General features: G+C 62.3%; 22 protein-coding genes. 12 read left to right on the plus strand and 10 right to left on the minus strand.

Annotated features, from left to right (window positions below; translation table 11 throughout):
• The first annotated feature begins 1 nt into the window (after position 1).
• Genes ANI01nite_RS04770 through ccsB form a run of 3 tightly spaced genes read left to right on the plus strand, consistent with a single transcriptional unit; the run spans position 2 to position 3,445 of the window.
• Positions 2-757: a cytochrome c biogenesis CcdA family protein gene (locus ANI01nite_RS04770; RefSeq protein WP_141356463.1), complete on the plus strand. Its 756-nt coding sequence runs from the start codon at positions 2-4 to the stop codon at positions 755-757.
• The gene (gene resB / locus ANI01nite_RS04775) at positions 757-2,385 is read left to right on the plus strand and encodes a cytochrome c biogenesis protein ResB (protein ID WP_038992306.1); all 1,629 of its coding nucleotides are present in this window, start codon (positions 757-759) and stop codon (positions 2,383-2,385) included. The genes ANI01nite_RS04770 and resB overlap by 1 nt, the downstream gene beginning before the upstream one ends.
• Positions 2,378-3,445 carry a c-type cytochrome biogenesis protein CcsB gene (gene ccsB, locus ANI01nite_RS04780; RefSeq protein ID WP_038992305.1) on the plus strand — a complete coding sequence of 356 codons (1,068 nt, stop codon included), beginning with the start codon at positions 2,378-2,380 and terminating at the stop codon, positions 3,443-3,445. The genes resB and ccsB overlap by 8 nt, the downstream gene beginning before the upstream one ends.
• Before the next feature lie 266 nt (positions 3,446-3,711).
• Here ccsB and ANI01nite_RS04785 read toward each other — a convergent pair whose 3' ends face one another.
• A complete protein-coding gene (locus ANI01nite_RS04785; RefSeq protein WP_038992304.1) occupies positions 3,712-4,155 on the minus strand; it encodes a PLD nuclease N-terminal domain-containing protein in 444 nt (147 codons plus the stop codon).
• A gap of 53 nt (positions 4,156-4,208) precedes the next feature.
• Here ANI01nite_RS04785 and ANI01nite_RS04790 point away from each other — a divergent pair, with 53 nt between their 5' ends.
• Entirely contained in the window at positions 4,209-4,499 is a 291-nt protein-coding gene (locus ANI01nite_RS04790) for a DUF4229 domain-containing protein (RefSeq protein WP_038992302.1), read from the plus strand.
• Positions 4,500-4,632: 133 nt separating this feature from the next.
• Here ANI01nite_RS04790 and ANI01nite_RS04795 read toward each other — a convergent pair whose 3' ends face one another.
• The 3 genes from ANI01nite_RS04795 to ANI01nite_RS04805 form a co-directional block, all read right to left on the minus strand.
• The gene (locus ANI01nite_RS04795) at positions 4,633-5,517 is read right to left on the minus strand and encodes a 1,4-dihydroxy-2-naphthoate polyprenyltransferase (RefSeq protein ID WP_121867166.1); all 885 of its coding nucleotides are present in this window, start codon (positions 5,515-5,517) and stop codon (positions 4,633-4,635) included.
• A 75-nt stretch (positions 5,518-5,592) separates the two neighbouring features.
• Positions 5,593-6,720 (minus strand): AMP-binding protein, encoded by a 1,128-nt coding sequence (locus ANI01nite_RS04800; RefSeq protein WP_141356465.1) that lies wholly within the window; start codon positions 6,718-6,720, stop codon positions 5,593-5,595.
• A 27-nt stretch (positions 6,721-6,747) separates the two neighbouring features.
• Positions 6,748-7,710, minus strand: a complete 963-nt coding sequence (locus ANI01nite_RS04805; RefSeq protein WP_174787668.1) for a 1,4-dihydroxy-2-naphthoyl-CoA synthase — start codon at positions 7,708-7,710, stop codon at positions 6,748-6,750.
• Positions 7,711-7,894: 184 nt separating this feature from the next.
• Here ANI01nite_RS04805 and ANI01nite_RS04810 point away from each other — a divergent pair, with 184 nt between their 5' ends.
• Complete coding sequence (locus ANI01nite_RS04810; RefSeq protein WP_141356467.1) at positions 7,895-9,334, plus strand: amino acid permease; 1,440 nt, start codon at positions 7,895-7,897, stop codon at positions 9,332-9,334.
• Between the two features lie 74 nt (positions 9,335-9,408).
• On the opposite strand, the gene ANI01nite_RS04815 is transcribed toward ANI01nite_RS04810, so the two are convergent.
• Positions 9,409-10,836, minus strand: a complete 1,428-nt coding sequence (locus ANI01nite_RS04815) for an MFS transporter (protein WP_174787669.1) — start codon at positions 10,834-10,836, stop codon at positions 9,409-9,411.
• Positions 10,837-11,172: 336 nt separating this feature from the next.
• On the opposite strand from ANI01nite_RS04815, the gene ANI01nite_RS04820 reads away from it, so the two are divergent.
• From ANI01nite_RS04820 to ANI01nite_RS04830, 3 genes are read left to right on the plus strand one after another with little or no spacing between them, the layout of a single operon-like run.
• Positions 11,173-12,396 (plus strand): thiolase family protein, encoded by a 1,224-nt coding sequence (locus ANI01nite_RS04820; protein WP_141356469.1) that lies wholly within the window; start codon positions 11,173-11,175, stop codon positions 12,394-12,396.
• A gap of 2 nt (positions 12,397-12,398) precedes the next feature.
• A complete protein-coding gene (locus ANI01nite_RS04825; RefSeq protein ID WP_141356471.1) occupies positions 12,399-13,193 on the plus strand; it encodes an enoyl-CoA hydratase/isomerase family protein in 795 nt (264 codons plus the stop codon).
• 2 nt (positions 13,194-13,195) lie between these two features.
• The gene (locus tag ANI01nite_RS04830; RefSeq protein WP_141356473.1) at positions 13,196-14,068 is read left to right on the plus strand and encodes a 3-hydroxyacyl-CoA dehydrogenase family protein; all 873 of its coding nucleotides are present in this window, start codon (positions 13,196-13,198) and stop codon (positions 14,066-14,068) included.
• 54 nt (positions 14,069-14,122) lie between these two features.
• Here ANI01nite_RS04830 and ANI01nite_RS04835 read toward each other — a convergent pair whose 3' ends face one another.
• A complete protein-coding gene (locus tag ANI01nite_RS04835; RefSeq protein WP_141356475.1) occupies positions 14,123-14,377 on the minus strand; it encodes a LuxR C-terminal-related transcriptional regulator in 255 nt (84 codons plus the stop codon).
• Positions 14,378-14,523: 146 nt separating this feature from the next.
• Positions 14,524-15,426 (minus strand): serine protein kinase RIO, encoded by a 903-nt coding sequence (locus ANI01nite_RS04840; protein ID WP_141356477.1) that lies wholly within the window; start codon positions 15,424-15,426, stop codon positions 14,524-14,526.
• 140 nt (positions 15,427-15,566) lie between these two features.
• On the opposite strand from ANI01nite_RS04840, the gene ANI01nite_RS04845 reads away from it, so the two are divergent.
• The 4 genes from ANI01nite_RS04845 to ANI01nite_RS04860 all read left to right on the plus strand — a co-directional run bounded on the left by ANI01nite_RS04845 (position 15,567) and on the right by ANI01nite_RS04860 (position 21,054).
• Positions 15,567-16,295: a tyrosine-protein phosphatase gene (locus ANI01nite_RS04845; protein ID WP_255314409.1), complete on the plus strand. Its 729-nt coding sequence runs from the start codon at positions 15,567-15,569 to the stop codon at positions 16,293-16,295.
• A 31-nt stretch (positions 16,296-16,326) separates the two neighbouring features.
• Positions 16,327-16,695: a VOC family protein gene (locus tag ANI01nite_RS04850; RefSeq protein ID WP_038992293.1), complete on the plus strand. Its 369-nt coding sequence runs from the start codon at positions 16,327-16,329 to the stop codon at positions 16,693-16,695.
• Positions 16,696-16,828: 133 nt separating this feature from the next.
• A complete protein-coding gene (paaZ, locus tag ANI01nite_RS04855; RefSeq protein WP_141356479.1) occupies positions 16,829-18,952 on the plus strand; it encodes a phenylacetic acid degradation bifunctional protein PaaZ in 2,124 nt (707 codons plus the stop codon).
• A 392-nt stretch (positions 18,953-19,344) separates the two neighbouring features.
• Positions 19,345-21,054 (plus strand): carbohydrate-binding module family 20 domain-containing protein, encoded by a 1,710-nt coding sequence (locus tag ANI01nite_RS04860; protein WP_141356481.1) that lies wholly within the window; start codon positions 19,345-19,347, stop codon positions 21,052-21,054.
• Between the two features lie 57 nt (positions 21,055-21,111).
• Here ANI01nite_RS04860 and ANI01nite_RS04865 read toward each other — a convergent pair whose 3' ends face one another.
• The 3 genes from ANI01nite_RS04865 to paaK form a co-directional block, all read right to left on the minus strand.
• Entirely contained in the window at positions 21,112-21,825 is a 714-nt protein-coding gene (locus ANI01nite_RS04865) for a nicotinamide mononucleotide transporter (RefSeq protein ID WP_141356483.1), read from the minus strand.
• 214 nt (positions 21,826-22,039) lie between these two features.
• On the minus strand, positions 22,040-22,657 hold the full coding sequence (locus tag ANI01nite_RS04870) for a TetR/AcrR family transcriptional regulator (RefSeq protein ID WP_038992289.1): 618 nt from the start codon (positions 22,655-22,657) through the stop codon (positions 22,040-22,042).
• A 32-nt stretch (positions 22,658-22,689) separates the two neighbouring features.
• Positions 22,690-24,009: a phenylacetate--CoA ligase PaaK gene (paaK, locus tag ANI01nite_RS04875; protein WP_038992288.1), complete on the minus strand. Its 1,320-nt coding sequence runs from the start codon at positions 24,007-24,009 to the stop codon at positions 22,690-22,692.
• Between the last annotated feature and the right edge of the window lie 30 nt (positions 24,010-24,039).

Below are 24,039 nucleotides of genomic sequence, written 5' to 3' on the forward strand. Positions count from 1 at the left end.
AGTGACCTCTAATCCCTTTGCCGACATCGTCCTGGACGGGTCGTTGCTCCTGGCCGCACCAGTGGCCCTGCTGGCCGGATTGGTCTCCTTCCTCTCGCCTTGCGTCCTTCCGCTGGTGCCGGGCTATCTCGGCTACGTCACCGGATTGACCGGCGCAGATTTGAAGGACCACCGCCGCGGCCGGGTCGTCTCCGGCGTGCTGCTCTTTGTCCTGGGATTCTCTGTGGTCTTCATTGCCGCCGGCGTGCTCTTCAGCCAGGCGTCCGCATGGCTGAGGTTCAACGGCTCCTGGGTCACCCAGGCGTTGGGGTTGGTTGTGGTCTTCATGGGCATCGTCTTCATGGGCGGATTCTCCTGGATGCAGCGGGACCGCAAGATCCATAGGAAACCGCCTGCCGGCTTGTGGGGCGCCCCGGTGCTGGGCTTGACCTTCGGGTTGGGATGGGCGCCGTGCATCGGACCGACGTTGAGCGCGGTATTGATCATGTCCACCGGAGTGGACGCGAACGTGGGCCGCGGAACCCTGCTGACCGTGTTCTATTGCCTCGGGTTGGGCCTGCCCTTCATCCTGATCGCAATGGGTCTGCAGCGCGGCATGCAGGCGCTGGCGTTCTTCCGCAAGCACCAAGTACTGATCATGCGTTTGGGCGGGGGACTGCTCATCGCCTTGGGCCTGGTCATGGTGACAGGGCTCTGGGGAACATGGGTAGCAGAACTGCAAAACTGGTTTGCCAATGAAGTGAGGTTGCCAATTTAATGGCGAAAAAACAACGGAAGTCCAAGGGAACCGGCGACGTGCCTGCCCTGGGATTCGTGGGCTCCATGCGCTGGATCTGGACCCAGCTGACATCGATGCCGACAGCACTGTTCCTGCTGCTGCTGCTCGCTGTCGCTGCGGTGCCGGGCTCGATATTCCCGCAGCGCGATGCCAACCCCGAATCTGTCGCCCAGTATCTGGAGCAGCACACCACCGCTGGCCCCTGGCTGGACCGCTTCCAGATGTTCGACGTGTACTCCTCGGTGTGGTTTTCCGCGATCTACATCCTGCTGTTCATCTCGCTGATCGGCTGCATCCTCCCGCGTGTGAAGAAGCACGCCAAGGCCTTGCGCACCCCGCCACCGCGGACCCCGGCGCGCCTGGACCGCCTGCCCCAGTACAGCACGCATGAAATTCTTGAAGGCGAAGCCGATACGCCCGATGACCAGCAGGTCATCGATGATGCGTTCAGGATCCTGAAGAAGCGCGGCTACCGCGTCGAGCGCCGCGAGGATGCCACCGGTGCCTCGGTGGCCGCTGAGCGCGGGTACACCCGCGAAATCGGCAACCTGCTCTTCCACATCTCGCTGGTGGGCGTCCTTGCTTCCGCGGCGATCGGCGGCTCCCTGGGCTACACCGGGCAGCGTGTGGTGGTCGAGGGGGAAACCTTCGTGAACTCGCTGGTCGCCTATGACTCCTTCACCCCGGGCACGAACTTCAATGCCGATAACCTCCCTGGCTACGCAGTGACCCTGGACAAGTTCGATATTGTCTTCGACCGCGAATCCGAATCCCACTTCGGCCAGCCGCTGGACTTCACCGCCCACGTGCAGGTGCGCGAATCAGCCGATGCCGAGCCTGTGAAGCAGGAACTGAAGGTCAACCACCCGCTGCGCATCAAGGGCGCCGACGTCTACCTGGTCGGCAACGGCTACGCGCCGGTGATTACCGTCAAGGACGGCAACGGCAACGTCGCCTACTCCGGCCCGGCGGTCTCCATCCCGCAGGACTCGGTCTACACCTCGATGTTCGTGCTGAAGGTGCCGGACGCAGAACCTTCGCAGCTGGGCTTCCAGGGCTTCCTGCTTCCCACCGCGCTGGTGGACGAGAACGGCTTCGGCATTTCCGGCGACCCCAACGCCATTAACCCGCAGCTGCACCTGAACTCGTACTTCGGCGATCTCGGACTGGACGACGGCAACCCGCAGAACGTGTTCGTGCTGGACACCGACAAGATGGAGCCGCTGAACAGCCGTGATCTGGATGCCGGCGGCATCATCCTCGAAGCCGGACAGACCTACGAGCTGCCCGACGGCAAGGGCTCGATCACCTTTGACGACCTCAAGCGCTATGTCGCACTGGACGTGAACCACGACCCGGGCAAGCTGCCGATCGGCATCTCTTCGGCTCTGGCGTTGATCGGCTTGTCGATCTCGCTGTTCACCCCGCGTCGCCGCGTTTGGGTGAAGCTGAAGAATGAGGACGGCAAGCGTAGTATCGAATACGCATTGCTGGCACGTGGCGAAGATCCGCGTCTGGAACGCGAAGCCGCAGAACTACAAAAGATCTTTGACAAGGCTTGGCCATTGGCAAGCCAGGAGCAGAACCAAGGAGCCGTAAATGGATAACGCAGGGGCATTAGCGCCTATTAATGAAACGCTGGGTGAATACAGCCAGCTGTTCATGCTGCTGGCCGCCATGGTCTATGGGGTCGTCTTCATCATTTTCGCCTTGGACCTGGCAAAAACCAACAAGTCCATCAGCGAAATGGATTCCCAGGCGCTCAAGCGCGACGAGGAACTGCTGGTCAGCGCCGGCAGTGCCGCGGTGGGCACCAAGGCCCGTGCCAGCAGGGGTGCCGCCGCGCGTGCCGATAACGTCGGCGAGCACATCGTGACCGACAAGATGGAATACACCCAGCTGTCATCCAAGCGTCCGATGGCGCGCATTGCCGTGGTGCTGATGTGGCTGGCAGCGGTCCTGCACGGCGGCGCAGTGGTTTCCCGGGCAATGGCAGCGCACCGCGTGCCGTGGGGCAACATGTACGAGTTCCTGTCGACCGGTGCTTTCCTGGTGGCCCTGGTGTACCTGCTGGTGCTGATCTTCAAGGACCTGCGCTTCATGGGATCCTTCATTTCCGGCCTGGTGACCTTGATGCTGTGCGGTGCCACCATCGGCTTCCCCACACCGGTGGGCCACCTCGTTCCCGCTTTGCAGTCGCCATGGATCGTCATCCACGTTTCCATCGCGGTGCTGGCTTCGGCGCTGTTCGCCATCAGCTTCGCCATGAACGTGCTGCAGCTGATCCAGCATGCCCGCATGAACCGCCTGGCCGCTGGCCAGAAGGACAAGTTGCCCTTCATGCGCGTGGTGCCGGGCGCCGGCGCACTGGAGAACTTCGCCTACCGCATCAACACCATCGCCTTCGTGATGTGGACCTTCACCGTGATCGCCGGAGCGATCTGGGCTGAAGCCGCCTGGGGCCGTTACTGGGGTTGGGATCCAAAGGAAGTCTGGTCCTTCGTGATCTGGGTGGTCTATGCAGGCTACCTTCACGCACGCGCCACCGGCGGTTGGACGGGTCCACGCTCGGCCTGGTTGTCCATCATCGGCTTCCTGTGCGTGGTCTTCAACTTCACCATCGTGAACATCTTCTTCGACGGCCTGCACTCCTACGCCGGAGTCTAGACCCAAAAGAAATCGGCACTGCGAGCGGTTTCCCTTTCAGGGGAGGCCGCTCGCAGCGTTTTAACCGCGCAGTGCAGGGCGCCGTGTCCAGCCGAGGCGCAAGTAGCCTGCAAGTGGCCCATTGAGCCCGTCCGGAGCCCGGAGAAGCGGTCCGGGGTATAGTCCAGCCACACGGTTGCCCCGGGGCTCCAGGGCACAAATAAAGCCCAGCTGCGCTGGCTAGGCGTGCTGGGCTGGTTGCCGGGAACCCCGGCAGGTCGAGAGGGCTATTCGGAGTCAGGCGAAGCGCTGTCTGAGCCTTCTGGGTTGTTCTTGTGCTCCGCGCTGGGCTTTGGCTCCTTGGCCTCCGGCTTGGCTGGTTTCGCGTCGTCGGCCTTCTGCGCTTCCTCGCGTTTGGTGAGGTCTTGCTCACGCGCCTTCAGGTCGGCTTCACGCTGCTGCTGGCGGCGCCAGATCTCCAGCTGGCGCAGGAAATCCTCGTCATCGTCCGGAGCCATGGACTTCTGCGCTGGGGCATCATGAGATGCTGCAGGGCGCCCCAAAAGGAACCACAAACCGGCTCCGACGAGCGGTAGCAGGATGATGACCGCGAACCACGCAGGCTTAGGCAATGAACGTATGCGGCTGCGTTCTGCACGAGCGCATTCGATCAGGGTGTAGATCGTCAAAGCAACCGAAACCACTGCGGCGAAAATTAAAATGCGGACCATGCTTCCATTCTAGTGATAATCCTGTTCACAGGTTCATCGGTAGACTTGAGACTATGCAGTTCGTGAAATATACCGTTATCCGCCTAGGCGTATTCCTCGCCGTTTTCCTGGGCCTCTGGTGGGGTCTGAGGTGGCCAATCTTCGTTTCCGGAATTATTGGCCTCATCGTGGCCTTCGCGGTGGCCTACCTTTTCTTCAACAAACTTCGTCTACGGGCGAACGAAGATATCCGTAATGCCTTCAACAAGACCTCGGCCAACAAGACCAAGAAGCAGCTGGACGACGAGGCTGTCGAGGATGAATTCGACGAATCGCAGCGCAAGCAGACGCCTCACGCCGAGTAGTTCCCGCTACGCAGGTCAATCGAGAACTGCATGGCCCAGCCAACCACCCTGGCCGGCACGGCAATTAACGAGATGGGCTGGCCGGATCGCATGATCCGGCCAGCCCATCGTCTTATGCAATCACTGCTGGAGCCTAGGCTAGAACCTCGATGGCGATCGCCAGGGCGAAGAGCACCGCGTAGACCATATTCACAATGCCGGTCTGCTTGAGCACTAACACCAGTTTGGGAAGCCGCTGCTCGCGAAGCATCAGCAGCGATGGCGCCGCCGCAGGAATGAAGGTGATCAGGATCAGCCACATCCACGGGAAGTCGCCGGTGGCCAGCAATGGCAGCAGGATGGCTGCCGCCAGCATCAGCACATAGCTCAGGCGGGCGTTGTGTTCGCCAAGGCGTACCGCCAAGGTAATCTTCCCCACCTCTTTGTCGGTAGGAATGTCGCGCACGTTATTGGCCATCAGCAGGGCGCAGCCAATCAGCCCGGTGCCGATGGCACCCCACAGTGAAGCCATGGTCAGCTGGTTGATCTGGGTGAAAGTGGTGCCCAGGGTGGCAACCAGGCCGAAGAAGATGAAGACGTAGATATCGCCCAGACCTCGGTAGCCATAGGGGTTCTTGCCGCCGGTGTAGCCCCAGGCGGCAAAGATCGCGGCAACGCCGACCAGCAGCAGCGGCCAGGCTGAGGAAAGGATAACCAGGATCAGGCCGAAGGCGGCGGCCAACCCGAAGCACCCGAAAGCGGCATTGCGCACGTTCTTCGGCTCCGTGAGCTTGGAACCGGTCAGGCGCAGCGGGCCGACGCGTTCGTCATCGGTGCCGCGGATGCCATCCGAGTAGTCGTTGGAGTAGTTCACTCCCACTTGGAGCAGCAGGCCCACGAGCAGAGCCAAGATGAAACGGATCCAGTGAATGGTTCCGGTTTCACCGAGCGCGGCCGCGGTGCCGATGACGACCGGGGCAATGACGATGGGCAAGGTGCGCAAGCGCGCTCCGGAAACCCATTGGGAAAGTGTGGCCACTTCCTGTCCTTTCAGGGCAAGTGAAAACTCGTACCCTCTAGTTTCCCGCGATTAGCCGTGCAAGGCGAATTGAGGCTAGTCGCGAATGCCCAGTTCCTCGATGAGCAGCCGCCGGTTGAACTTGCCGTTGGGCAACTGCGGCAAGCCGTGGGGGTAGTGGCGCACGTGCTTTGGCACAGCCTCCTTGCCCAGGGTCCGGCGCACCGCGTCAAAGGCATCGGCGGTGCTGGTCGGGCCCGAATAGGCCAGGCCCACGCTTTGGCCCCATTGCGCATCGGGCAACGGAACCACGATTGCCTGCGTAAAGAATTCCTCCAGCAGCCCTTCGATCTTCGATGCCGAAAGCTTGATGCCACCGGAATTAATCACGTCATCGACGCGTCCGATGATCTTCAAGCGCTGTCCGTCAACCGTGCCCAGATCATCGGTGACATACCAGCGCGCACCATCTCGTTCAACGAAGTGCTCGGCCGTGGCTTCGGGGGCGTTGGCGTATCCGTCGGCCAGCATCGGTCCGGAAACCCAGATGCGTCCCTCATGCTCGGCCAGCTGCACGCCGGGAAGCGCGGTGCCGTTGTAGACCAGGCCGCCGGAGGTTTCCGAGGAGCCGTAGGTCTGGAAAATCTTCAGCCCGTGATGCCGGGCGCGGGTCAGCAGATCCCGGCTGGCTCGTGCCCCGCCCAGGAGGATGGCATCGAAACGCTTCAGCGCCTGCAGGGTTTCCGGAGCCGGGTTGTCCAGTAGCCGGGCCAGCTGGGTCGGCACCAGCGAGGTGATCCGGCGGGACTCGACCATTTGATTGGCCGCTTCGGTGAAAGCCGTGGCCGAGAAGCTCCCCCTGGTGTCCATGGCCACTGGCTTGGTGCCGGCGAACAGGGAACGGGTCAGCACGCTCAGCCCCGCCACATAGTGCACCGGCAAGGCCAACAGCCATTGGCCTTCGAAGCCGAGGAACTCGGCCGTGGCCTGCGCGCTGGATGCCAAGGCCGAAACGCTGAGCACCGTGCGCTTGGCCCGGCCGGTGGAACCGGAGGTCCGCACTACCGCCATGGGCTGCTCGAAACCCGGCAGGTCCGTTGGGGCCAGGTACTCGATGCGCCATCCGTTGGGGCTGCGCTCATCGAGCAGCACCTCAACGGCCGGGCCCTCGTCATTGGCCGCCTTAGCCAGGGCCGCGAGCAGTTCAGCGAGTTGTGCGTCCATATCCGGTCCTCGTTTCTCCGCGCTGGATTAGAAGTAGTAGGGGTAGTTGGACCAATCCGGGTCGCGCTTGCCCAGGAACGCGTCGCGCCCCTCCACTGCTTCGTCGGTCATGTAGGCCATGCGGGTGGCCTCGCCTGCGAAGACCTGCTGTCCGGCCAGGCCATCGTCGGCCAGGTTGAAAGCGAACTTCAGCATGCGGATGGCCTGCGGGGACTGGCGCGCGATATCGGCTGCATACTCCAACGCCACCTCTTCGAGGCGTTCGTGATCCACCGACTCGTTGACCGCACCCATGCGGACCATGTCATCGGCCGAGTACTCGCGGGCGAGGAAGAAGATTTCGCGGGCTGTCTTCTGCCCGACCTGGCGGGCGAGCAGCGCCGAACCGTACCCGGCATCGAAGGAGCCGACGGTGGCGTCGGTCTGCTTGAACTTGCCGTTCTGCTTCGAGGCGATGGTCAAATCCGAGACCACGTGCAGCGAGTGCCCGCCGCCGGCAGCCCAGCCATTGACAACGCACACCACAACCTTTGGCATGGTGCGCATCAGGCGCTGGACCTCCAGGATGTGCAGGCGTCCGGCACGTGCCGGGTCGATGGACTCGCGGGTCTCGCCCTCGGCATAGCGGTAGCCGTCGCGGCCGCGGATGCGCTGGTCGCCGCCGGAGCAGAAAGCGTGCCCGCCGTCCTTCTCCGATGGTCCGTTGCCGGTCAGCAGCACGGTGGCCACATCGCTGGTCATGCGGGCATGGTCCATGGCGCGGTACAGCTCGTCCACGGTGTGCGGGCGAAAGGCGTTGCGCACCTCGGGGCGGTCGAAGGCGATGCGCACGGTGGGAAGGTCGCGCACGATGCTGCCATCAGCGGTTCGCTCAACCTGGCGATGGTAGGTGATGTCGGTGAAGTCGAATCCCTCGACCACGCGCCAGCGCGTTGGATCGAAGACATCGGAGACCTTCTCGGGCAATGCGGAATTATTCAGGCTACTCACCCTATGAATGCTAGTCGGTTTCGTCCCGAACTCTAAGAAAGGGGGAGTAGACTCTTCACGGCCCGACTGGCGGTTGCGCACGGAATCCCTGCCTCGAAGCCTTGGACCACCCAGTGAGTCACCGGATTCATTTCACGATTTTGCACGGATCCATTCAACGCTTCCGTAGGTCAGGAGTTCATCTATGCCATCTGCCCAGCATCAACCGGCAGCCCCGGAAATCAGCGCCGAGGGCTACAAGAAATCCCTGAGCCGCCGCCACGTCCAGATGATCGCGATCGGCGGAGCCATCGGCGTGGGGCTGTTCATGGGGTCCGGCGGGCGGCTGGCCTCGACCGGGCCGGCACTGGTGCTGTCCTATCTGGTGGCCGGTGCGCTGGCCTACCTGCTGATGCGGGCCCTGGGTGAATTGATCATGTACCGCCAGACCTCAGGCTCCTTCGTCTCCTACGCCGCTGAGCTCTTCGGCCCGAAGGGCGCCTTCGTCTCCGGATGGATGTACGTGCTGAACTGGATCATGACCGGCATCGCCGAATTGATCGCCATCGGGCTGTACTTCCAGTACTTCTTCCCGAATGTCCCGGTGACCGTGTCCGCATTCTGCGCGCTGCTGCTGCTAGTGGCCATCAACCTGATCAGCGCCAAGGCGTTCGCGGAGTTCGAGTTCTGGGCGGCCTGCATCAAAGTTGCCGCGATCCTGCTGTTCCTGGCCGTGGGCACCTGCATGGTGGTGACCAACGCCCAGGTCGGAGAGCACACCGCATCGGTGGCCAACCTGTTCATCGGCGATGAGAACGGCGAGGGCGGCATGTTCCCGCGCGGCTTCTTCGTCAGCATCCTGGTCCTGAATTCGGTGATCTTCGCCTACAACGCCATTGAACTGGTGGGCATTGCCGCCGGCGAGATGGAGCACCCGGAAAAGGAAGTTCCTTCGGCAATCCGCGCCGTGGTCGTCCGCATCCTGGTCTTCTATGTCGGCAGCGTGTCCCTGCTGGCCATGGTGCTGCCCTGGAACGAGTATGAATCCGGGGTCAGCCCATTTGTCACGGTCTTCGAGAAGATGGGCCTGGGCTGGGTGGGCAGCGTCATGAACCTGGTGGTGATTACCGCCGCGCTGTCCTCCTGCAATTCGGGCTTGTACTCCATCGGCCGCATCCTGCGCACCATGAGCGGCAACGGGCATGCCCCGCAGTGGCTTTCCAGGATGAACAAGCACTTTGTGCCTTCAACCGGCATCATCACCGTGGGCGTGGTTTATCTTGCCGGCGTCATCCTGAACATCTGGCTTGGCGATTCTTTCGCCTTCGACCTTGCCTTGAACACCGCATCCATCGGCGTGCTGTTCACCTGGGCCTCGATTTTCGGATGCCAGCTGATGCTGCGCAAGAAAAAGGGCGCTGTGTCCTCGCTGCCCATGCCGGGTTCGCCCATGACCGGCTGGATCGGATTGATTTCCCTGCTGGTGATCACCGTCTTGATTTCCTTCGATACGCTGACCGGGGAGAACGGCGAGGTATTCCCGGTAGGGCTGTACACGATCGCGACGATTCCGCTGTTCGCGGTGCTGCTGTGGGTCGGCTGGCGGTTCGCCCGCAGGCACGCCCGGTCGAGCATCGACTTCTAGCCGCCGGGCTTTCGGCACCAAGCACCAAGGGGCGCATCTGCACTGCAGATGCGCCCCCTTGGTGCTGTGCTGGCTCAGGACGTCCGGGTTTCGTCCTGTTGCACTGTGGCCAAGATGCCGGTGTCCAGGGCATCGGGGATTTCTGTCCCGCGCAGCGAGGCTCCGGCGGTCTCCGGCATGAACTTGATGGCGATCGCGCCGATGACGCAAGCTGCCATCATGTAGATCGCAGGGAAGAGCAGGAAGCCGGTGGAATCGATTGCCGCTTCATTGACCATCGCGGCGGTACCGCCGAAGATGGCGGTGGCGACGTTGTAGGTGATCGCGAAGCCCGCGAAGCGCACCTGCGAGGGGAACATCGCCGGGAAGGTCGCGGTGATGGTCGCCAGCTGCGGGATGTACAACAGTCCCAGCACAGCGAAGCCGACAATGGCCCAGGCGAAGGACTGGCCCATGAGCCAGAACATCGGCAGCGCAAGCACGAACAGGCCGATCACCGAGGCGTACCACATCGGACGGCGTCCCACCTTGTCGGAGAGCGAGCCGGCGAACGGGATGACCGCCATCATGGCGACTTCGCCGATCAGGATGGTGGCCAGCGATGCGCTGGAGCTCAGCCCCAGCTGGGTTTCCAGGTAGGTCGGCATGTAGCTGAGCAGCGTGTAGTTGACCACGTTCAGCGCGATGACCAGTCCGGTCATGGTCAGCATCGGGCGCCAGTACTGCATGACCAGTTCCTTGAGCGAACCGCCCTGCTGGGCTTCGCCGGCTTCTTCCATCTCCTGGAAGACCGGGGTGTCCTCCAGCTTGCTACGCAGGTACAGGCCGATCAGGCCCATGGGCAAGGCGAGGAAGAACGGGATGCGCCAGCCATAGGCCATCATGGCTTCTTCGCCGAGCATCAGCTGAAGGGCCAGCATTACCGCGGTACCGAGGGCGAAGCCGCCCAGGGTGCCGAATTCCAGGAAGGAGCCGAAGAAGCCGCGCTTGCGGTCCGGCGCGTATTCGGCCATGAAGGTTGCCGCGCCGCCGTATTCGCCACCGGTGGAAAAGCCCTGGACCATGCGCAGCAGCACCAGCAGGATCGGGGCTGCGACGCCAATGGCTTCATAGGTGGGCAGGACGCCGATGAGGAAGGTGGCCAGCGACATCATGATGATCGTCAGGGCCAGGATCTTCTTGCGGCCCAGCTTGTCGCCCAGCGGGCCCCAGACCAGGCCGCCAATCGGGCGGACCAGGAAGGAGAGGGCGAAGGTGGCCAGGGCCATGAAGGTGCCGCCCTCGGTGGGGAAGAAGTGGGCGGTGATGTAGGTGACGGCTACGGCGTAGACACCGTAGTCGAACCATTCGGTCATGTTGCCCATGGCCGAGGCGGCAGTGGCCTTGCGAACTTCTTGCCGGCCTTCCTGCGTGTTCATGTCCGGGCCGATGTCGTGGTCCAGGTCGGGTGTGAAATTATGAGAATTCGAGTTGTCGTTTGGCTGGCTATGTTCCGGTTGCATTGCTGCTCCGTTGTTTTCAGCTTTCCGTCGACCGATCGCCCAAGGGCCAGATAGAAATTCATCGCCTTGGCCGCGGTCCACGATCCGAGGGTTTCCCGGAGTCGGTTAAATACCAGAGGCTATTCGAATCATTCTGCAAAATCAAGCACTGACATGGATTTGGTTCCGAGGGTTCGCGGATAAAACGGTAGTTGGCCTGTGGGCTGGCCACGTGGAATGGCAGGCCTGAAAATGTTCAATTGTGAAAAAGCGGCGATCCGCGACTTTATTATTGAACGAATGGTCGGTAAGTTTAGGTGTTGAGGGTCACTAACCATTTCGGCATAAGGAGCACAAATGACCGAGGCATTTCTCGTAGGTGGAGCACGCACGCCGGTAGGCCGCTACGGAGGGACGCTCAGCGCTGTGCGCCCCGACGACCTGGCTGCGCTGACGATCCGCCGCGTCATCGACGACGCAGGCATCGACCCGGCAGACATCGATGAAGTCATTTACGGAAACGCCAACGGCGCCGGCGAGGAGAACCGCAACGTGGCCCGGATGGCTGCGCTGCTGGCAGGACTTCCCATCACCGTTCCGGGCATCACGGTCAACCGCCTCTGCGCCTCCGGCATGAGCGCCATCACCATGGCCAGCCATATGATCAAGGCCGGTGCCGCCGACATCGTCGTCGCCGGCGGCACCGAATCCATGTCGCGGGCTCCCTGGGTCATGGAAAAGCCGGCCAAGGCCTTCGCCAAGCCGGGGGCAACCTTCGACACCTCCATCGGCTGGCGCTTCACCAACCCGCAATTCCTTTCCGGGGAGTACGCCCGCGATGGCAAAGCCACGTTCTCCATGCCGGAAACCGCCGAGGAAGTCGCCCGGGTCTACAACATCTCGCGCGAGGACTGCGACCAGTTCGCCGTCGAATCCCACGCCAAGGCCATCGCCGCCATCGAAGCTGGGCGCTACCGCGATGAAATCGTTCCGGTGACCGTCAAGGGCCGCAAGGGCGACACCATCGTGGATACGGATGAAGGGCCTCGGCCTGGCACCACCATGGATGTGCTTTCCGGACTGCGCCCAGTAGTCAAGGGCGGCAGCGTGGTCACCGCCGGCAACGCCTCGACGCTGAACGACGGCGCTTCGGCGATCCTCGTGGTTTCCGAACGCGCCATCAAGAAGTACGGCCTGACCCCGCGGGCACGTATCGTCGACGGGCAGGCCGCGGGCCTGGAACCGGAGATCATGGGCATGGGACCGGTTCCGGCGACGCGCAAGGTCCTCGAACGCGCCGGCGTGGGCATCGAGCAGATCGGCGCCATGGAAATCAACGAAGCCTTCGCCAGCCAGTCCCTGGCCAGCATGCGCGAGCTGGGCGTAGATGCCTCAATCGTCAACCGCGACGGCGGCGCCATTTCGCTGGGCCACCCGCTGGGTTCCAGCGGTTCGCGCATTGTCATCACCCTGCTGGGCCGCATGGAACGCGAACTGGCCTCCGAGCAGCGCAAGCTGGGCGTGGCCACCATGTGCGTGGGCGTCGGCCAGGGCACCGCAATCTTGCTGGAAGGCGTCTAGGCGTGAGCGATCTGAAGAGCGAATTCACCACCCTCAAGCTGTCGGAAACCGATGACCGGCTCTGGGTGCGCCTGCACCGGCCGGATGTGCGCAACGCCATCGACCAGGCCATGGTCGACGAGCTGCACGCCATCTGCGCCTACCTGGAGAAGAGCCCCAAGATCCTGATTATCGCCGGCACTCCCGCAGAAGGGCCGAGCGAAGCCAACCCCAAGGGGCGCAAGGGCATCTTCGCTTCGGGCGCGGACATTGCCCAGCTGCGCGAACGCCGTCGCGATGATGCGCTCGCCGGGATCAATTCGGGCATCTTCGACAGGATCGCCAAGCTGCCGATGCCGGTGATTGCAGCCCTCGACGGCTTCGCGCTGGGCGGCGGTGCCGAGCTGGCCTATGCCGCGGACTTCCGCATCGGCACCCCCGAGCTGCGCATGGGCAACCCTGAAACGAACCTGGGCATCATGGCCGCGGCCGGCGCCACCTGGCGGCTGAAGGAGCTGGTCGGCGAACCGCTGGCAAAGGAAATCCTGCTGGCCGGCAAGGTGCTCACCGGCGAGCAGTGCCTGGCCGCCAACCTGGTCACCGAATTGCATCCCGCCACCGAGCTGGATGCGGCGGCCGACGCCTTGGCGGACCGCATCGGAGCCCAGGATCCTCTGGCGGTTCGGATCACCAAGTCGGTCTTCCATACTCCCCGCGAAGTCCACCCGGTCATCGACACCTTGGCCCAGGGCATGCTGTTCGAGTCCCAGGCAAAATTCGACCGCATGCAAGCATTCCTAGATCGAAAGAAGAAGTAAGCATGAGTGCACAGACCAGCTTCACCTCCGGCGCACTGCCGCAGCAGATGGGCGTGCTCGGCGGAGGGCGCATGGGCGCCGGCATCGCCCACGCGTTCTTGATCAGCGGCAGCTCGGTGACTGTTGTCGAACGCGACAGCGAGTCGGCGCAGGCCGCCTATGAGCGCGTGGCAGCATCAGTGGACAAGTCGATCGCCCGCGGCGGGGTGAGCGAAAGCCGCGAAGAGCTGCTGGCTCGTTTCTCCACCAGTACCGATTACGGGCAATTCGCCAGCGCGCAGCTGGTGATTGAAGCAGTCCCTGAAATCTGGGATCTGAAGGTCTCCTCGCTGCAAGCGGTGGAGCAGGCCTTGGGCAGCGATGCCGTGCTCGCATCCAACACCTCGTCGCTGTCGGTCAGCGGACTGGCCGAGGAATTGCAGCGTCCGCAGAACTTCCTGGGCCTGCACTTCTTCAACCCGGTCCCGGCTTCCACCCTGATCGAGGTCGTGATCGGCAAGCAGACCGACCAAGCGCTGGTGGGTGCATCGCGCGGTTGGGTTGAAGGCTTGGGTAAGACCGCGGTCGTGGTCAATGACGCTCCGGGCTTCGCATCATCCCGCTTGGGCGTGGCAATCGCGCTGGAAGCGATGCGCATGGTCGAGGAAGGCGTCGCCAGCGCCGAAGACATCGACAATGCGATGGTCCTCGGGTACAAGCACCCCACCGGCCCGCTGAAGACCACCGACATTGTCGGTCTGGACGTGCGGCTGGGCATTGCAGAGTACCTGCATGAGATGCTGGGGGAGCGCTTCGCTCCGCCGCAGATCCTGAAGGACTTGGTGGCCGAGGGCAAGCTGGGCCGCAAGACCGGGCAGGGCTTCTATACCTGGTAGGACATCGATGAAAAGGGCTGCGCATGCAGCCCTTTTCGCGTTCCGGCAGGTGTTTCAGGCGATCAAGCCGCTGTGGCGCGCACGCAGCACCGCATCGAAGCGATTCGTGGTGACCAGCTTCCGCGCCGCCGGCGCCAGATAGCTCGTGACGGTGCTTTCGGCTAAGCCCATATGCGCGCCAATCAAGGCATTGCACGGGACCAGCGCCAGATGGGAATCCACTTCGAGCTCACGCGGCGAAAGGACAGAGAGGCCGACGCCTTCATTTGCCTGGCCATGGGAGCCTTCAGCGCAAGCACGCTGATTCACGAGCTCGGCGGCTGGCCGGGCCGGATATCACCGCACTCCTGGCCTGGTACGGCTTTTTGCCATCGGCGACAACACCACCTGGCGTCGTGCGGTGCTGCCCGTCTGAGCCCAGTGGGCGTACAAACCGGTGGTCGGCAAGCGCCGGCTCAGAACAGATGGCTCAGCAACGAAGAAAACAACTCATCCGGGTCATTGGGCAGTCCCTTGGAAGCGAACCACTCGCAAAGATTCACGCAATCGCGATGCAAGAAGTCCAAACCGTTCGGGTTGCCGGCGAGATCGACGCACTGCGGAACATCGATCACCACCAGGCGTTCGCCGGATACGAGAAGGTTGTATGACGAAAGGTCGCCGTGGGCGACCCCGAGTCCGGCAAACCTCTCCAACGCGTCGACGAGCTGGTCCCACAGCGCTGGCAGGCGCGGATCAAAGCGCGAGAGCTGCTGCAACCTCGGAGCCGCCGCATGCTGGTCCTCGGGATCGGCGATGAACTCCATCAGGATTTCGGTGCCGTCGATTTGCACCGGATAGGGGACCGGAATTCCCGCCTCGTAGCAGCGCAACAGGTAGGTCCATTCGGCGTTGGCCCACTGCAGCGCTGCCACCTGCTTGCCGTAGGTGGAGTTGTTGCGGATGGCGCGGTTATCACGCGAACGCCGTGCGGAGCGCCCATCGCTGTAGGCCTGGGAACGGCTGAACTGCATTTGCTCACGTGAACGGTAGCGCTTTGCGGCCAGAAGGCTGCTGCGATCTTCGGTGGCACGTTCCAGCAGGAAGACATCGCCTTCCTTGCCGGTTTTCAGGATTCCCAGCTCCGTGTCAATAGCGGCGGCGTCTTCGATGAGCCAGTGCGGATACGGCTTCGGCCCGCGCAACCCCTTTTCGATAAATGGCCACGTCGAGTACCGTTGGCCGTCATCCGGTTCACCGGTATCGGATTCGTTCCAGACAGGCTTGTGCTTGCTGAATTTCAGTTGCTCATCGGCATCTGCGGAGCCGGCATCGATCAGTGGTGAATGTGCGGCCGCGAGGCCAGCGGGGTAATGCATTGGAAATAGTCCTTGGAAGTAGTGGGGAGTGACGGGTACAGGCGGAAAGCAATCATCGTTACCCCTCCTTCGCTAGACTGATTGACGTTTGTCAATGACTAAAACTCTACAACATGCCAGCGATGTGTTGCAATGGGCCTATGAACCAAGGCCTGAATTACCGCAAGCAAGCCGGAGATCTGGAATGGAACGGAGCCGTCAATGCGCGGCATGTCTGCGGGGCGTTCTACCGCATGGGCAGGCACGAGTGGCTGACCGACCAGGGGTGGCGGCAGCTGCAGGATGACGGCATTGACCGGATCATCGACCTGCGCAACCCGGGCGAGATCAGGCGCCGCGAACATGACCCGGTGGTTGCCGAGCCGAGCATGCGGGGTATCGAGCTGATCAATCTCCCGCTGGAATCCCCAGGTAACGAGCGTTTCGAAGCGGTCGCGGTCCCGTATATGAACCACACCGGGATGTACCGGCTGGTTTGCGAGGAATTCGGGGATCAGCTGGTGGCGGTCTTCGAGAATCTGGCGGCAACCCGCAGCGGAGCGGTGATCCACTGCTCCGCCGGGAGGGACCGCTCGGGCCTAGTGGCGACGCTGCTGCTGGATTTGGCCGGGCTCCGCGACGAAATCCTGGCGCAGGACGAAGCGGCGGTGCGCGGCATCAATGAATGGCATCGGGTCTCGCCGCGCAAGCACCCCCATGAGTCCCACCAGTCTGCCGGTGAGCTGGAGGCTATCATCAGCAGCCGCGCCGCCGAATTGGAGAAGTTCCTGGACTGGCTCGGCTCTGCGGAGGACTACTTGCGCGGCCAAGGCCTGAGCGAGGACAGCCTGTCCGCCGTCCAGGCGCTGGCTCGACTCAATATCCCATGACAGCGCCGCAGCCGCGCTGTAGGCTCGGGGAATGGATGGAATACCGCGGCATCATGCCTTGAACTATGTTGAACTGACCGTCACCGACCTGCAGGCGGCAAAGGATTTCTACGCGGCCGCCTTCGGCTGGAAGTTCATCGACTACGGTGACCAGTACGCTGGCATCCTCATGCCGGAAGCGAGCACTGAAGAGTCCGGGGGACTGCTGCTGTCCGACAAGCCGCGGCCTGTTGGCGGGCCCTTCGTGCTGCTGTATTCCGACGACCTGGATTCCACGGCCCGCGCCATCGAGGCCGCTGGCGGATGGCTCGACCAGCCGGCCTATCCCTTCCCCGGCGGTCGCCGGCTGCATTTCACTGATCCCTCCGGCAACGAGCTGGGTGTCTGGGCCAGCCGATAGCGAGCTTCGGCCGGTTGTTGGCGCTGGCGCTTCACCTCGTTCTCTTGCGCAGTCATTCAGGTGTCGTCGATCACGCCAATGCTGATATGGTTAACACTATTACTGACCGACCGTTCAGAAAGGAATTGCGTCGATGACGACAGCCCAGATTGGTGCAGTACCAAGTTTCATTGCCGGCCAATGGCAGACCCCAGCAGCCGAGGGAGGTACCGAAGTCCTCGACGCCAACACAGGTGAGCTGCTCGCCACCGTCACCAAGGAACCCCTTGATGTCGCCGGCGCCGTCGCCTACGGCCGAGAGACCGGCCAGCGGGAACTTGCCAAGCTGTCCCTGCATGAGCGCGCGCTCAAGCTCAAGGAACTGGCGCTGTACCTGAACGAGCGGCGCAAGGACCTGTACGAGGTCTCCTTCAAGACCGGTGCTACCAAGATCGATTCGATGGTGGACATCGACGGCGGCATCGGCGTGCTGTTCACCTTCTCCTCCAAGGGCCGGCGCGAGCTGCCCAACTCCAACGTGATCCTGGATGGGCCAACCGAACCCCTGAGCAAGGACGGCTCGTTCATCGGCACCCACATCTACACCGCGATGGCCGGTGTTGTTGTCCAGGTCAACGCATTCAACTTCCCTGTGTGGGGCATGCTGGAGAAATTCGCTCCTGCCTTCATCGCCGGCGTGCCAACAATCGTCAAGCCGGCGACCCCCACCGGTTACCTCACCGAAGCGGCGGTGCGCATGATGCTGGATTCGGGCATCCTTCCTGAAGGATCCCTGCAGCTGCTCTCCGGATCCGCCCGCGACATCATGGACCACCTGGACTACCGGGACATGTTCGCATTCACCGGCTCGGCATCCACCGCCAGCAAGCTCAAGGCGCACCGCAACGTCATCGACGGGGGTGTCCGCTTCGCGGCAGAAACCGATTCCCTGAATGCGGCCATCCTCGGCCCGGACGCGGTGGAAGGAACCCCTGAATTCGACGCTTTCGTCAAGGTTGTCGTCAATGAGATGACGTCGAAGGCCGGACAGAAGTGCACCGCCATCCGCCGCAACATCGTGCCGGCCGCTCAGGTTGACGCGGTCATCGCCGCCATCGGCAAGCGCATCGATGAACGCGTAGTCATCGGCGACCCGCGTGTTGAGGGCGTCACCATGGGCGCTTTGGCTTCGCTGGAGCAGCTGGCCGACGTGCGCGGGGCCGTCGAGGACATGATCGCTGCCGGCGGCGAGCTGGCCTACGGCCGGCTGGATGCCCCGGCGGTACGAGTGGCTCCGGAAACCGATGCCGTAGCGGAATCCGGTGCCTTCATGTCGCCTGTGGTGCTGCGCTGGAACGACGCGCGCAACCCGATCGTGCACTCGCGCGAAGCGTTCGGCCCGGTCAGCTCAGTCATCGGCTATGGCAGCGTCGAGGAGGCAGTGGAGCTCGCCGCCATGGGCGCCGGATCGCTGGTCGCGACCGTGTGCACCAATGACGCCGAATCCATGCGTGCCCTGTCCCTAGGCATCGCCGCCCACCACGGGCGCGTGCACATCCTGAACCGCGAAACCTCCCGGTCCACCACCGGCCACGGATCCCCGGTTCCGCACCTGGTCCACGGCGGCCCAGGCCGCGCCGGCGGCGGCGAAGAACTCGGCGGCATCCGCTCGGTCAAGCACCACATGCAGCGCACCGCGGTCCAGGGCTCGCCCAACATGATCACTGCGCTCAGCGGAGTCTGGCATACCGGCGCCCAGCAGTCGCTGGCAGGCAGCCCGAAGTTCGGCGGCAAGCCGGAGAACGTCCACCCGTTCCGCAAATCGCTGGCCGAGCTGAAGATTGGTGACGGTTTCGCTTCGGACCTGCGCGAAGTCAGCTTGGAGAAGATCACCGAATTCGCCAACGAAACCGGTGACACCTTCTACGCGCACACCGACCAGGCCGCCGCGGAAGCCAATCCGTTCTTCCCCGGCATCGTGGCCCATGGCTACCTGCTGGTTTCCTGGGCCGCGGGGCTGTTCGTAGAGCCTGCTCCGGGACCGGTCCTGGCCAACTACGGATTGGAATCCCTGCGCTTCATCACCCCGGTGGCTGCCGGAGATTCAATCCGCGTGACCCTGACGGCCAAGAAAATCACGCCGCGAGTCACCGATGAATATGGCGAGGTCGCATGGGATGCGATCTTGCACAACCAGAATGATGAGATTGTCGCGACCTACGATGTCTTGACCCTGGTGGAGAAAGAAAACCTCACCTACGCCAACTTCGAAGGCTAAAACGCAACTTCAGCAAGGGTGGATGCCGTCAACCACGGCATCCACCCTTTTGCGTGCTCGGAGCCAGGACAGCTTTGCCGGATATCTATGAAAGCGTTTCCAATTTTGGCAAGATTTGACGCGGAGTGAAAAAATTTTAGGGCAATTTACGCGGACATTTTCGCGGGTTTAATGTATTTACAGAAATTTACTTATTGGAGAGAGGTAAGAAAACGCTTACAGTTGTGTCGCAGGTCACGCGTTGATGGGGAACGTGTGGTTGAGCGATCCCGACGCTGTCGCGTCGAGCTATCGCAGCCCGATCATCACAACAAAGGAGTTTTTCTGTGGGACTTTTGCCATCACGCGCCAAATCAACACAACGCCGGCACGGAGCCAGGACGGTGAAGCCGGTGGCAGCACTAGGCGCCTCGCTCGCCCTGCTCGCCGCACCGTTGTTCGCAGCACCCGCCCAAGCCGCCACCCCATCCAACGACGGCAAGGATGTCATCCTCAACCTGTTCCAATGGAACTGGAATTCGGTAGCCCAGGAATGCGAGTCCAGCATCGGCCCAGCAGGATATGGCTACGTCCAGGTCTCGCCTCCAGCTGAGCACCTGCGCGGCACTGCATGGTGGACCTCGTACCAGCCGGTGAGCTACAAGGTGGACTCGAAACTGGGCAACCGCGAGGAATTCTCCGCCATGGTCAAAAGCTGCAACGACGCAGGCGTGAAAGTGATCGCAGACGCCGTGGTCAATCACATGACCGGAGCCGGGCAGACCGGTACTGGAACCGCAGGCTCGGCTTTCTCTGATGACAACTTCCCAGAGTATTCGGCCCAGGACTTCAACGATTGCCGCACCAACATCACCAACTATGCTGACCGCTGGCAAGTGCAGCACTGCCGCCTCGTGGGCTTGCAGGATCTGAAAACCTCCAGCAGCTACGTCCAGCAAAACATCGCCGACTATCTCGATGACCTCGTCTCGCTTGGGGTATCCGGATTCCGCATCGATGCCTCGAAGCACATCCCCGCAACGGACCTCGAAGGCATCAAATCCAAGATGAAGAACCCCGGCGTGTACTGGGTGCACGAGGTGATCGGGGCGTCGGGTGAACCGATCCAGGAAAGCGAGTACCTCGGCAGCGGCGACTCGCACGAATTCGACTATGCGCGGCAGCTCAAGCATGATTTCGACGCGCAAATCGCCAACTTGCGCTTCATCGGCGACGGCAAGCTCACCAGTGACCGGGCCGGGGTTTTTGTCACCAACCACGACACCGAACGCAACGGCGAATCCATGAACTACAAGTGGGGCGCCAAGTACCTGCTGGCCAATGTTTTCATGCTCTCCTGGCCTTACGGATCGCCCACCGTGTATTCCGGATACACGTTCACCGACAAGGATGCGGGGGCGCCGGGCGCCAGTGACGCATCGGTACCCAATGCCGACTGCGACTCCTCCGCCTGGACCTGCGAACAGCGGCAAGATGAAATCACCGGAATGGTGGGCTTCAACAACGCCGTCGGCGACGCGGCTGTCAGCAATTGGTGGGACGATGGCGGCAACCAGATCGCATACGGCCGCGGCAATAAGGGATTCGTAGCCATCAACAACACCTCGGCGGCAACCACCCGCGAATACACCAGCTCGCTGGCCGCTGGCACCTATTGTGATGTGGTGTCCGGAGGCGATTGCTCGAAGACCATCACTGTGGGCGCCGACGGCAAGTTCACCGCGACACTGCCTGCCTACGGTGCCATGGCCCTGCACATCGGTGCCGTATCCGATGGCGGATCAGGAACGCCGGATCCGGTCGAGGACACTGCTGATGTCAGCGTCGCGGTCACCGCCCAAACCGTCTGGGGGCAGAACATCCGCATCGTCGGCAACCAGCCGGAACTAGGCAGCTGGGATCCGGCCAAGGCGCCACAGCTATCAGCTGCCAGCTACCCGAGCTGGAGCGGAACGGTGGACCTTCCGGCAGGAACGCAGTTCGAATACAAGTACGTCAAGTACGACCAGAGCGGCAATGCCACGTGGGAATCAGGGGCCAACCGCATCGCGACCGTGAATGCGGACGGTTCCCTGAACCTGAACGACAGCTGGCGCAATTAGCCACAAAAAAATGATCCCGCCCCAGTTCACACTGGGGCGGGATCATTCTAGGTTCAGCTACTTTTCGGTTTTGGCATTCAGCTTGTCCACGGTTGCCTGCTTGGCTTTTTGCAAGGCCAGCTCTTCCTCGTCCAGCTCGACCTGCACCGGCTCGGCAGCCTGGGCAGGAAGGCCGCGCCACAGGAAGTAGCCGTACGCGGCGGCTAGGGCGATGAAGACGAACAGGCCCATCATGCCCAGCATCGGGGAGATCAGGAAGTAGACAACCAGATCGGCAACGGCAGCCACGGCCAGCACCAGCCAGCCGGCGCGCACGCCGCGGGCAACCATGACAAATGACGCGAAGATGGCCGCATCGGCGAAGTAGAGGACCCAGATTTCCGGGGTTGCGCTCATGAAGCCGCCATTGAACAGGAACGGGCCGAAGCGCAGGGCAACCAGCAGGATCAAGCCCACGAGCAGGCCGAGCGCGGACCATGGCGTCACGGCAGTGCTCGTGACCACGCGGGTGAATTTGCCCTTGAGCTCGAAGCGGGAGAAGCGCCACAGGCCGAAGATGGCGATCAGCAGCAGCGGAACGGCGTAGATCAGTCCCAGTAGATCGAACTGCATCGAGGTAATGACCGGGCCAACGAAGACGCCCAGAATCAGGGTCCACCAGCCCAGGTCATTGCGGTGCGCCAGCAGGGCCGCGGAGACGAAGACAAGCAGCATGCTCGCGGCAGAAAGCAGGATCTGGACAAAGGAACTACTGCTGTCGGCGGTAGCCATGAAAAGGGTTTCTAAGATGGAATCCACAGCGCTCTTCACTTGGTTGATCGAGAATGTCCGGTGCTGGAAGCACCCCTTCGATGCTAGCTGTGAATTCTGTGAGGATGGCAAGATTGCCAGGTTGGATGCGCCACATCCAGGTGCCTCCGCACCCGGTTAACGACGTTGGCTCCCACCTGGAAGGCGGGAGCCAACGCGTAGCCTTGCCGTGCAACTAGGCGTTCACGGTATGCAAGCCATTGAAGAGCAGGGAAACGGCTTGCTCTTCAAGTTCGGTTCCGTTGATGGGCCCGTCGGCGCGGTACCAATCCACCACCGAGTTGATCAAGCCGAAAAGCAGCCTTGCAGTTGCCCGTGGTTCCAAATCGGCACGCAACTTGCCATCCGACTGCGCGGCGGTCACCAGCTCCGCCAGCTGGCGGTCCATGGCGCGGCGGCGCTGCAGTGCTTGGCGCTCCAGTTCAGTGTTGCCGCGCAGTCGCAGCAGCAAGGTCACGTAGGAACGCTTGTCCAGCAGGATCCGGAACGTCGCGCGCAGGAAGAATTCCAGGCGTTCATCTGCGGTGCCCTCATGGGAGCGGACCTCGGCGATCACTGCTTCCAGGGGAATCAGCGCTTCGTCCAAGGCCAGCCTCAACAGGTCCTCTTTGGACGGGACATGGTGGTAAATCGCGGATTTGCTGATACCCAGGCGGTCGGCGAGCTTGCCCATGGAGGTCGCGTCGTAGCCGTATTCGTTGAATGCCTCGACAGCAATGCGCAAAACGGCTTCTTGATCGTAACCGGGGCGGCCACGCTTGGCCGGACGGTTGGCAGTATCGGTAAGTCCCATGATTACTTCATTATCCCATGTCCCGGTCGGGACTAGTTGGAGCGCATGTCGTAGATGCGCTTGAGCTTGCCCATGGAGCGTTCCAGCGATTCCGGCTCGACAACGTCAATGGCGCAGGACGAGCCGACATGGATCTTGATGAGCTTGGCCAGTTCCTTGGCTCCGTTGGTTGCATCTTCGATGGTCGCCTCGCTGCGGCGCTCCACCTTGACTGCCAGCTGGTCCATGCGATCCGGACGGGTCAGGATCAGCTGGAAGTGCGGCGAAAGGGTCGGCACCTTCAGGATCAGTTCCTCGATCTGGCTTGGGAACAAGTTCACGCCGCGCAGGATGATCATGTCATCGCTGCGCCCGGTGATGCGGCCCATGCGGCGGTGGCCCGGCCGGCTGGTGCCTGGCATCAGCCGGGTCAGGTCATGGGTGCGGTAGCGGATGATCGGCAGGGCCTGCTTGGTCAGCGAGGTGAATACCAGTTCACCGTGCTCGCCATCAGGCAGCACCTTGGTCTCGTCGAAGGCATCAATGATTTCTGGGCGGAAGTGGTCTTCCCAGATGTGGCTGCCATCCTTGCGTTCTCCGGATTCGCCAGCCACGCCAGGGCCCATGACTTCGGAGAGGCCGTAGATATCGCAGGCGGTGATGTTGAACATCTCTTCCAGCTCGTGGCGCATCTCTTCGGTCCACGGCTCGGCGCCGAGCACGGCCACCTTCAGCGAGGTGGATCGCGGATCAAGGCCCTTGCGCTGCATGGCATCGCCGATGGTCAGCAGGTAGGTCGGGGTGCAGAGGATCGCGTCAGGCTCGAAGTCCTGGATCAGCGTGATCTGCTTGTCGGTCTGGCCTCCGGACATGGGGATGACGGTGGCGCCGAGGTACTCGGCTGCGGCGTGCGCACCCAAGCCGCCGGTGAACAGCCCATAGCCGTAGGCGTTGTGGACCTTCCAGCCCGGCTTGACCCCGGCCATGCGCAGGCAGCGGGCACCGAGCTTGGCCCAGTCTTCCAGGTCCTTCTTGGTGTAGCCAACCACGGTGGGCTGTCCGGTGGTGCCCGAGGAAGCATGGATGCGGGCGACCTCATGCTGCGGAACGGCAAACATGCCGAAGGGATAGTTCTTGCGCAGATCTTCCTTGTCGGTGAAGGGGAACTTGGCGAGGTCGCTCAGTTCCTTCAGATCATCGGGGTGCACGCCAGCGGCATCGTACTTCGCCTTGTAGTACGGCACGTTGTTGTAGGCATGGTGCAGAGTTTCCTTCAAGCGGGTCAGCTGGATCGCTTCGATCTGCTCACGGCTCATGGTTTCTTCTGGATCAAGCGGATTCGGAAGGCTGTCGCGGTCGGTGTTCTGGGACATGCTGGAACTTTCGTGTCGAGTGGGCTAGGT

The organism is Glutamicibacter nicotianae (assembly GCF_006539525.1).
In the GTDB taxonomy this organism is placed as follows: domain Bacteria; phylum Actinomycetota; class Actinomycetes; order Actinomycetales; family Micrococcaceae; genus Glutamicibacter; species Glutamicibacter nicotianae.

What these genes read in the sequence shown, in the direction of transcription:
- resB (WP_038992306.1), top strand. Translation starts at nt 757, where the DNA reads ATGGCGAAAAAACAACGGAAGTCCAAGGGAACCGGCGACGTGCCTGCC.
- ccsB (WP_038992305.1), top strand. Translation starts at nt 2,378, where the DNA reads ATGGATAACGCAGGGGCATTAGCGCCTATTAATGAAACGCTGGGTGAA.
- ANI01nite_RS04785 (WP_038992304.1), bottom strand. Translation starts at nt 4,155, where the DNA reads ATGGTCCGCATTTTAATTTTCGCCGCAGTGGTTTCGGTTGCTTTGACG.
- ANI01nite_RS04790 (WP_038992302.1), top strand. Translation starts at nt 4,209, where the DNA reads ATGCAGTTCGTGAAATATACCGTTATCCGCCTAGGCGTATTCCTCGCC.
- ANI01nite_RS04800 (WP_141356465.1), bottom strand. Translation starts at nt 6,720, where the DNA reads ATGGACGCACAACTCGCTGAACTGCTCGCGGCCCTGGCTAAGGCGGCC.
- ANI01nite_RS04810 (WP_141356467.1), top strand. Translation starts at nt 7,895, where the DNA reads ATGCCATCTGCCCAGCATCAACCGGCAGCCCCGGAAATCAGCGCCGAG.
- ANI01nite_RS04815 (WP_174787669.1), bottom strand. Translation starts at nt 10,836, where the DNA reads ATGCAACCGGAACATAGCCAGCCAAACGACAACTCGAATTCTCATAAT.
- ANI01nite_RS04820 (WP_141356469.1), top strand. Translation starts at nt 11,173, where the DNA reads ATGACCGAGGCATTTCTCGTAGGTGGAGCACGCACGCCGGTAGGCCGC.
- ANI01nite_RS04830 (WP_141356473.1), top strand. Translation starts at nt 13,196, where the DNA reads ATGAGTGCACAGACCAGCTTCACCTCCGGCGCACTGCCGCAGCAGATG.
- ANI01nite_RS04840 (WP_141356477.1), bottom strand. Translation starts at nt 15,426, where the DNA reads ATGCATTACCCCGCTGGCCTCGCGGCCGCACATTCACCACTGATCGAT.
- ANI01nite_RS04845 (WP_255314409.1), top strand. Translation starts at nt 15,567, where the DNA reads ATGAACCAAGGCCTGAATTACCGCAAGCAAGCCGGAGATCTGGAATGG.
- ANI01nite_RS04850 (WP_038992293.1), top strand. Translation starts at nt 16,327, where the DNA reads ATGGATGGAATACCGCGGCATCATGCCTTGAACTATGTTGAACTGACC.
- paaZ (WP_141356479.1), top strand. Translation starts at nt 16,829, where the DNA reads ATGACGACAGCCCAGATTGGTGCAGTACCAAGTTTCATTGCCGGCCAA.
- ANI01nite_RS04865 (WP_141356483.1), bottom strand. Translation starts at nt 21,825, where the DNA reads ATGGCTACCGCCGACAGCAGTAGTTCCTTTGTCCAGATCCTGCTTTCT.
- ANI01nite_RS04870 (WP_038992289.1), bottom strand. Translation starts at nt 22,657, where the DNA reads ATGGGACTTACCGATACTGCCAACCGTCCGGCCAAGCGTGGCCGCCCC.
- paaK (WP_038992288.1), bottom strand. Translation starts at nt 24,009, where the DNA reads ATGTCCCAGAACACCGACCGCGACAGCCTTCCGAATCCGCTTGATCCA.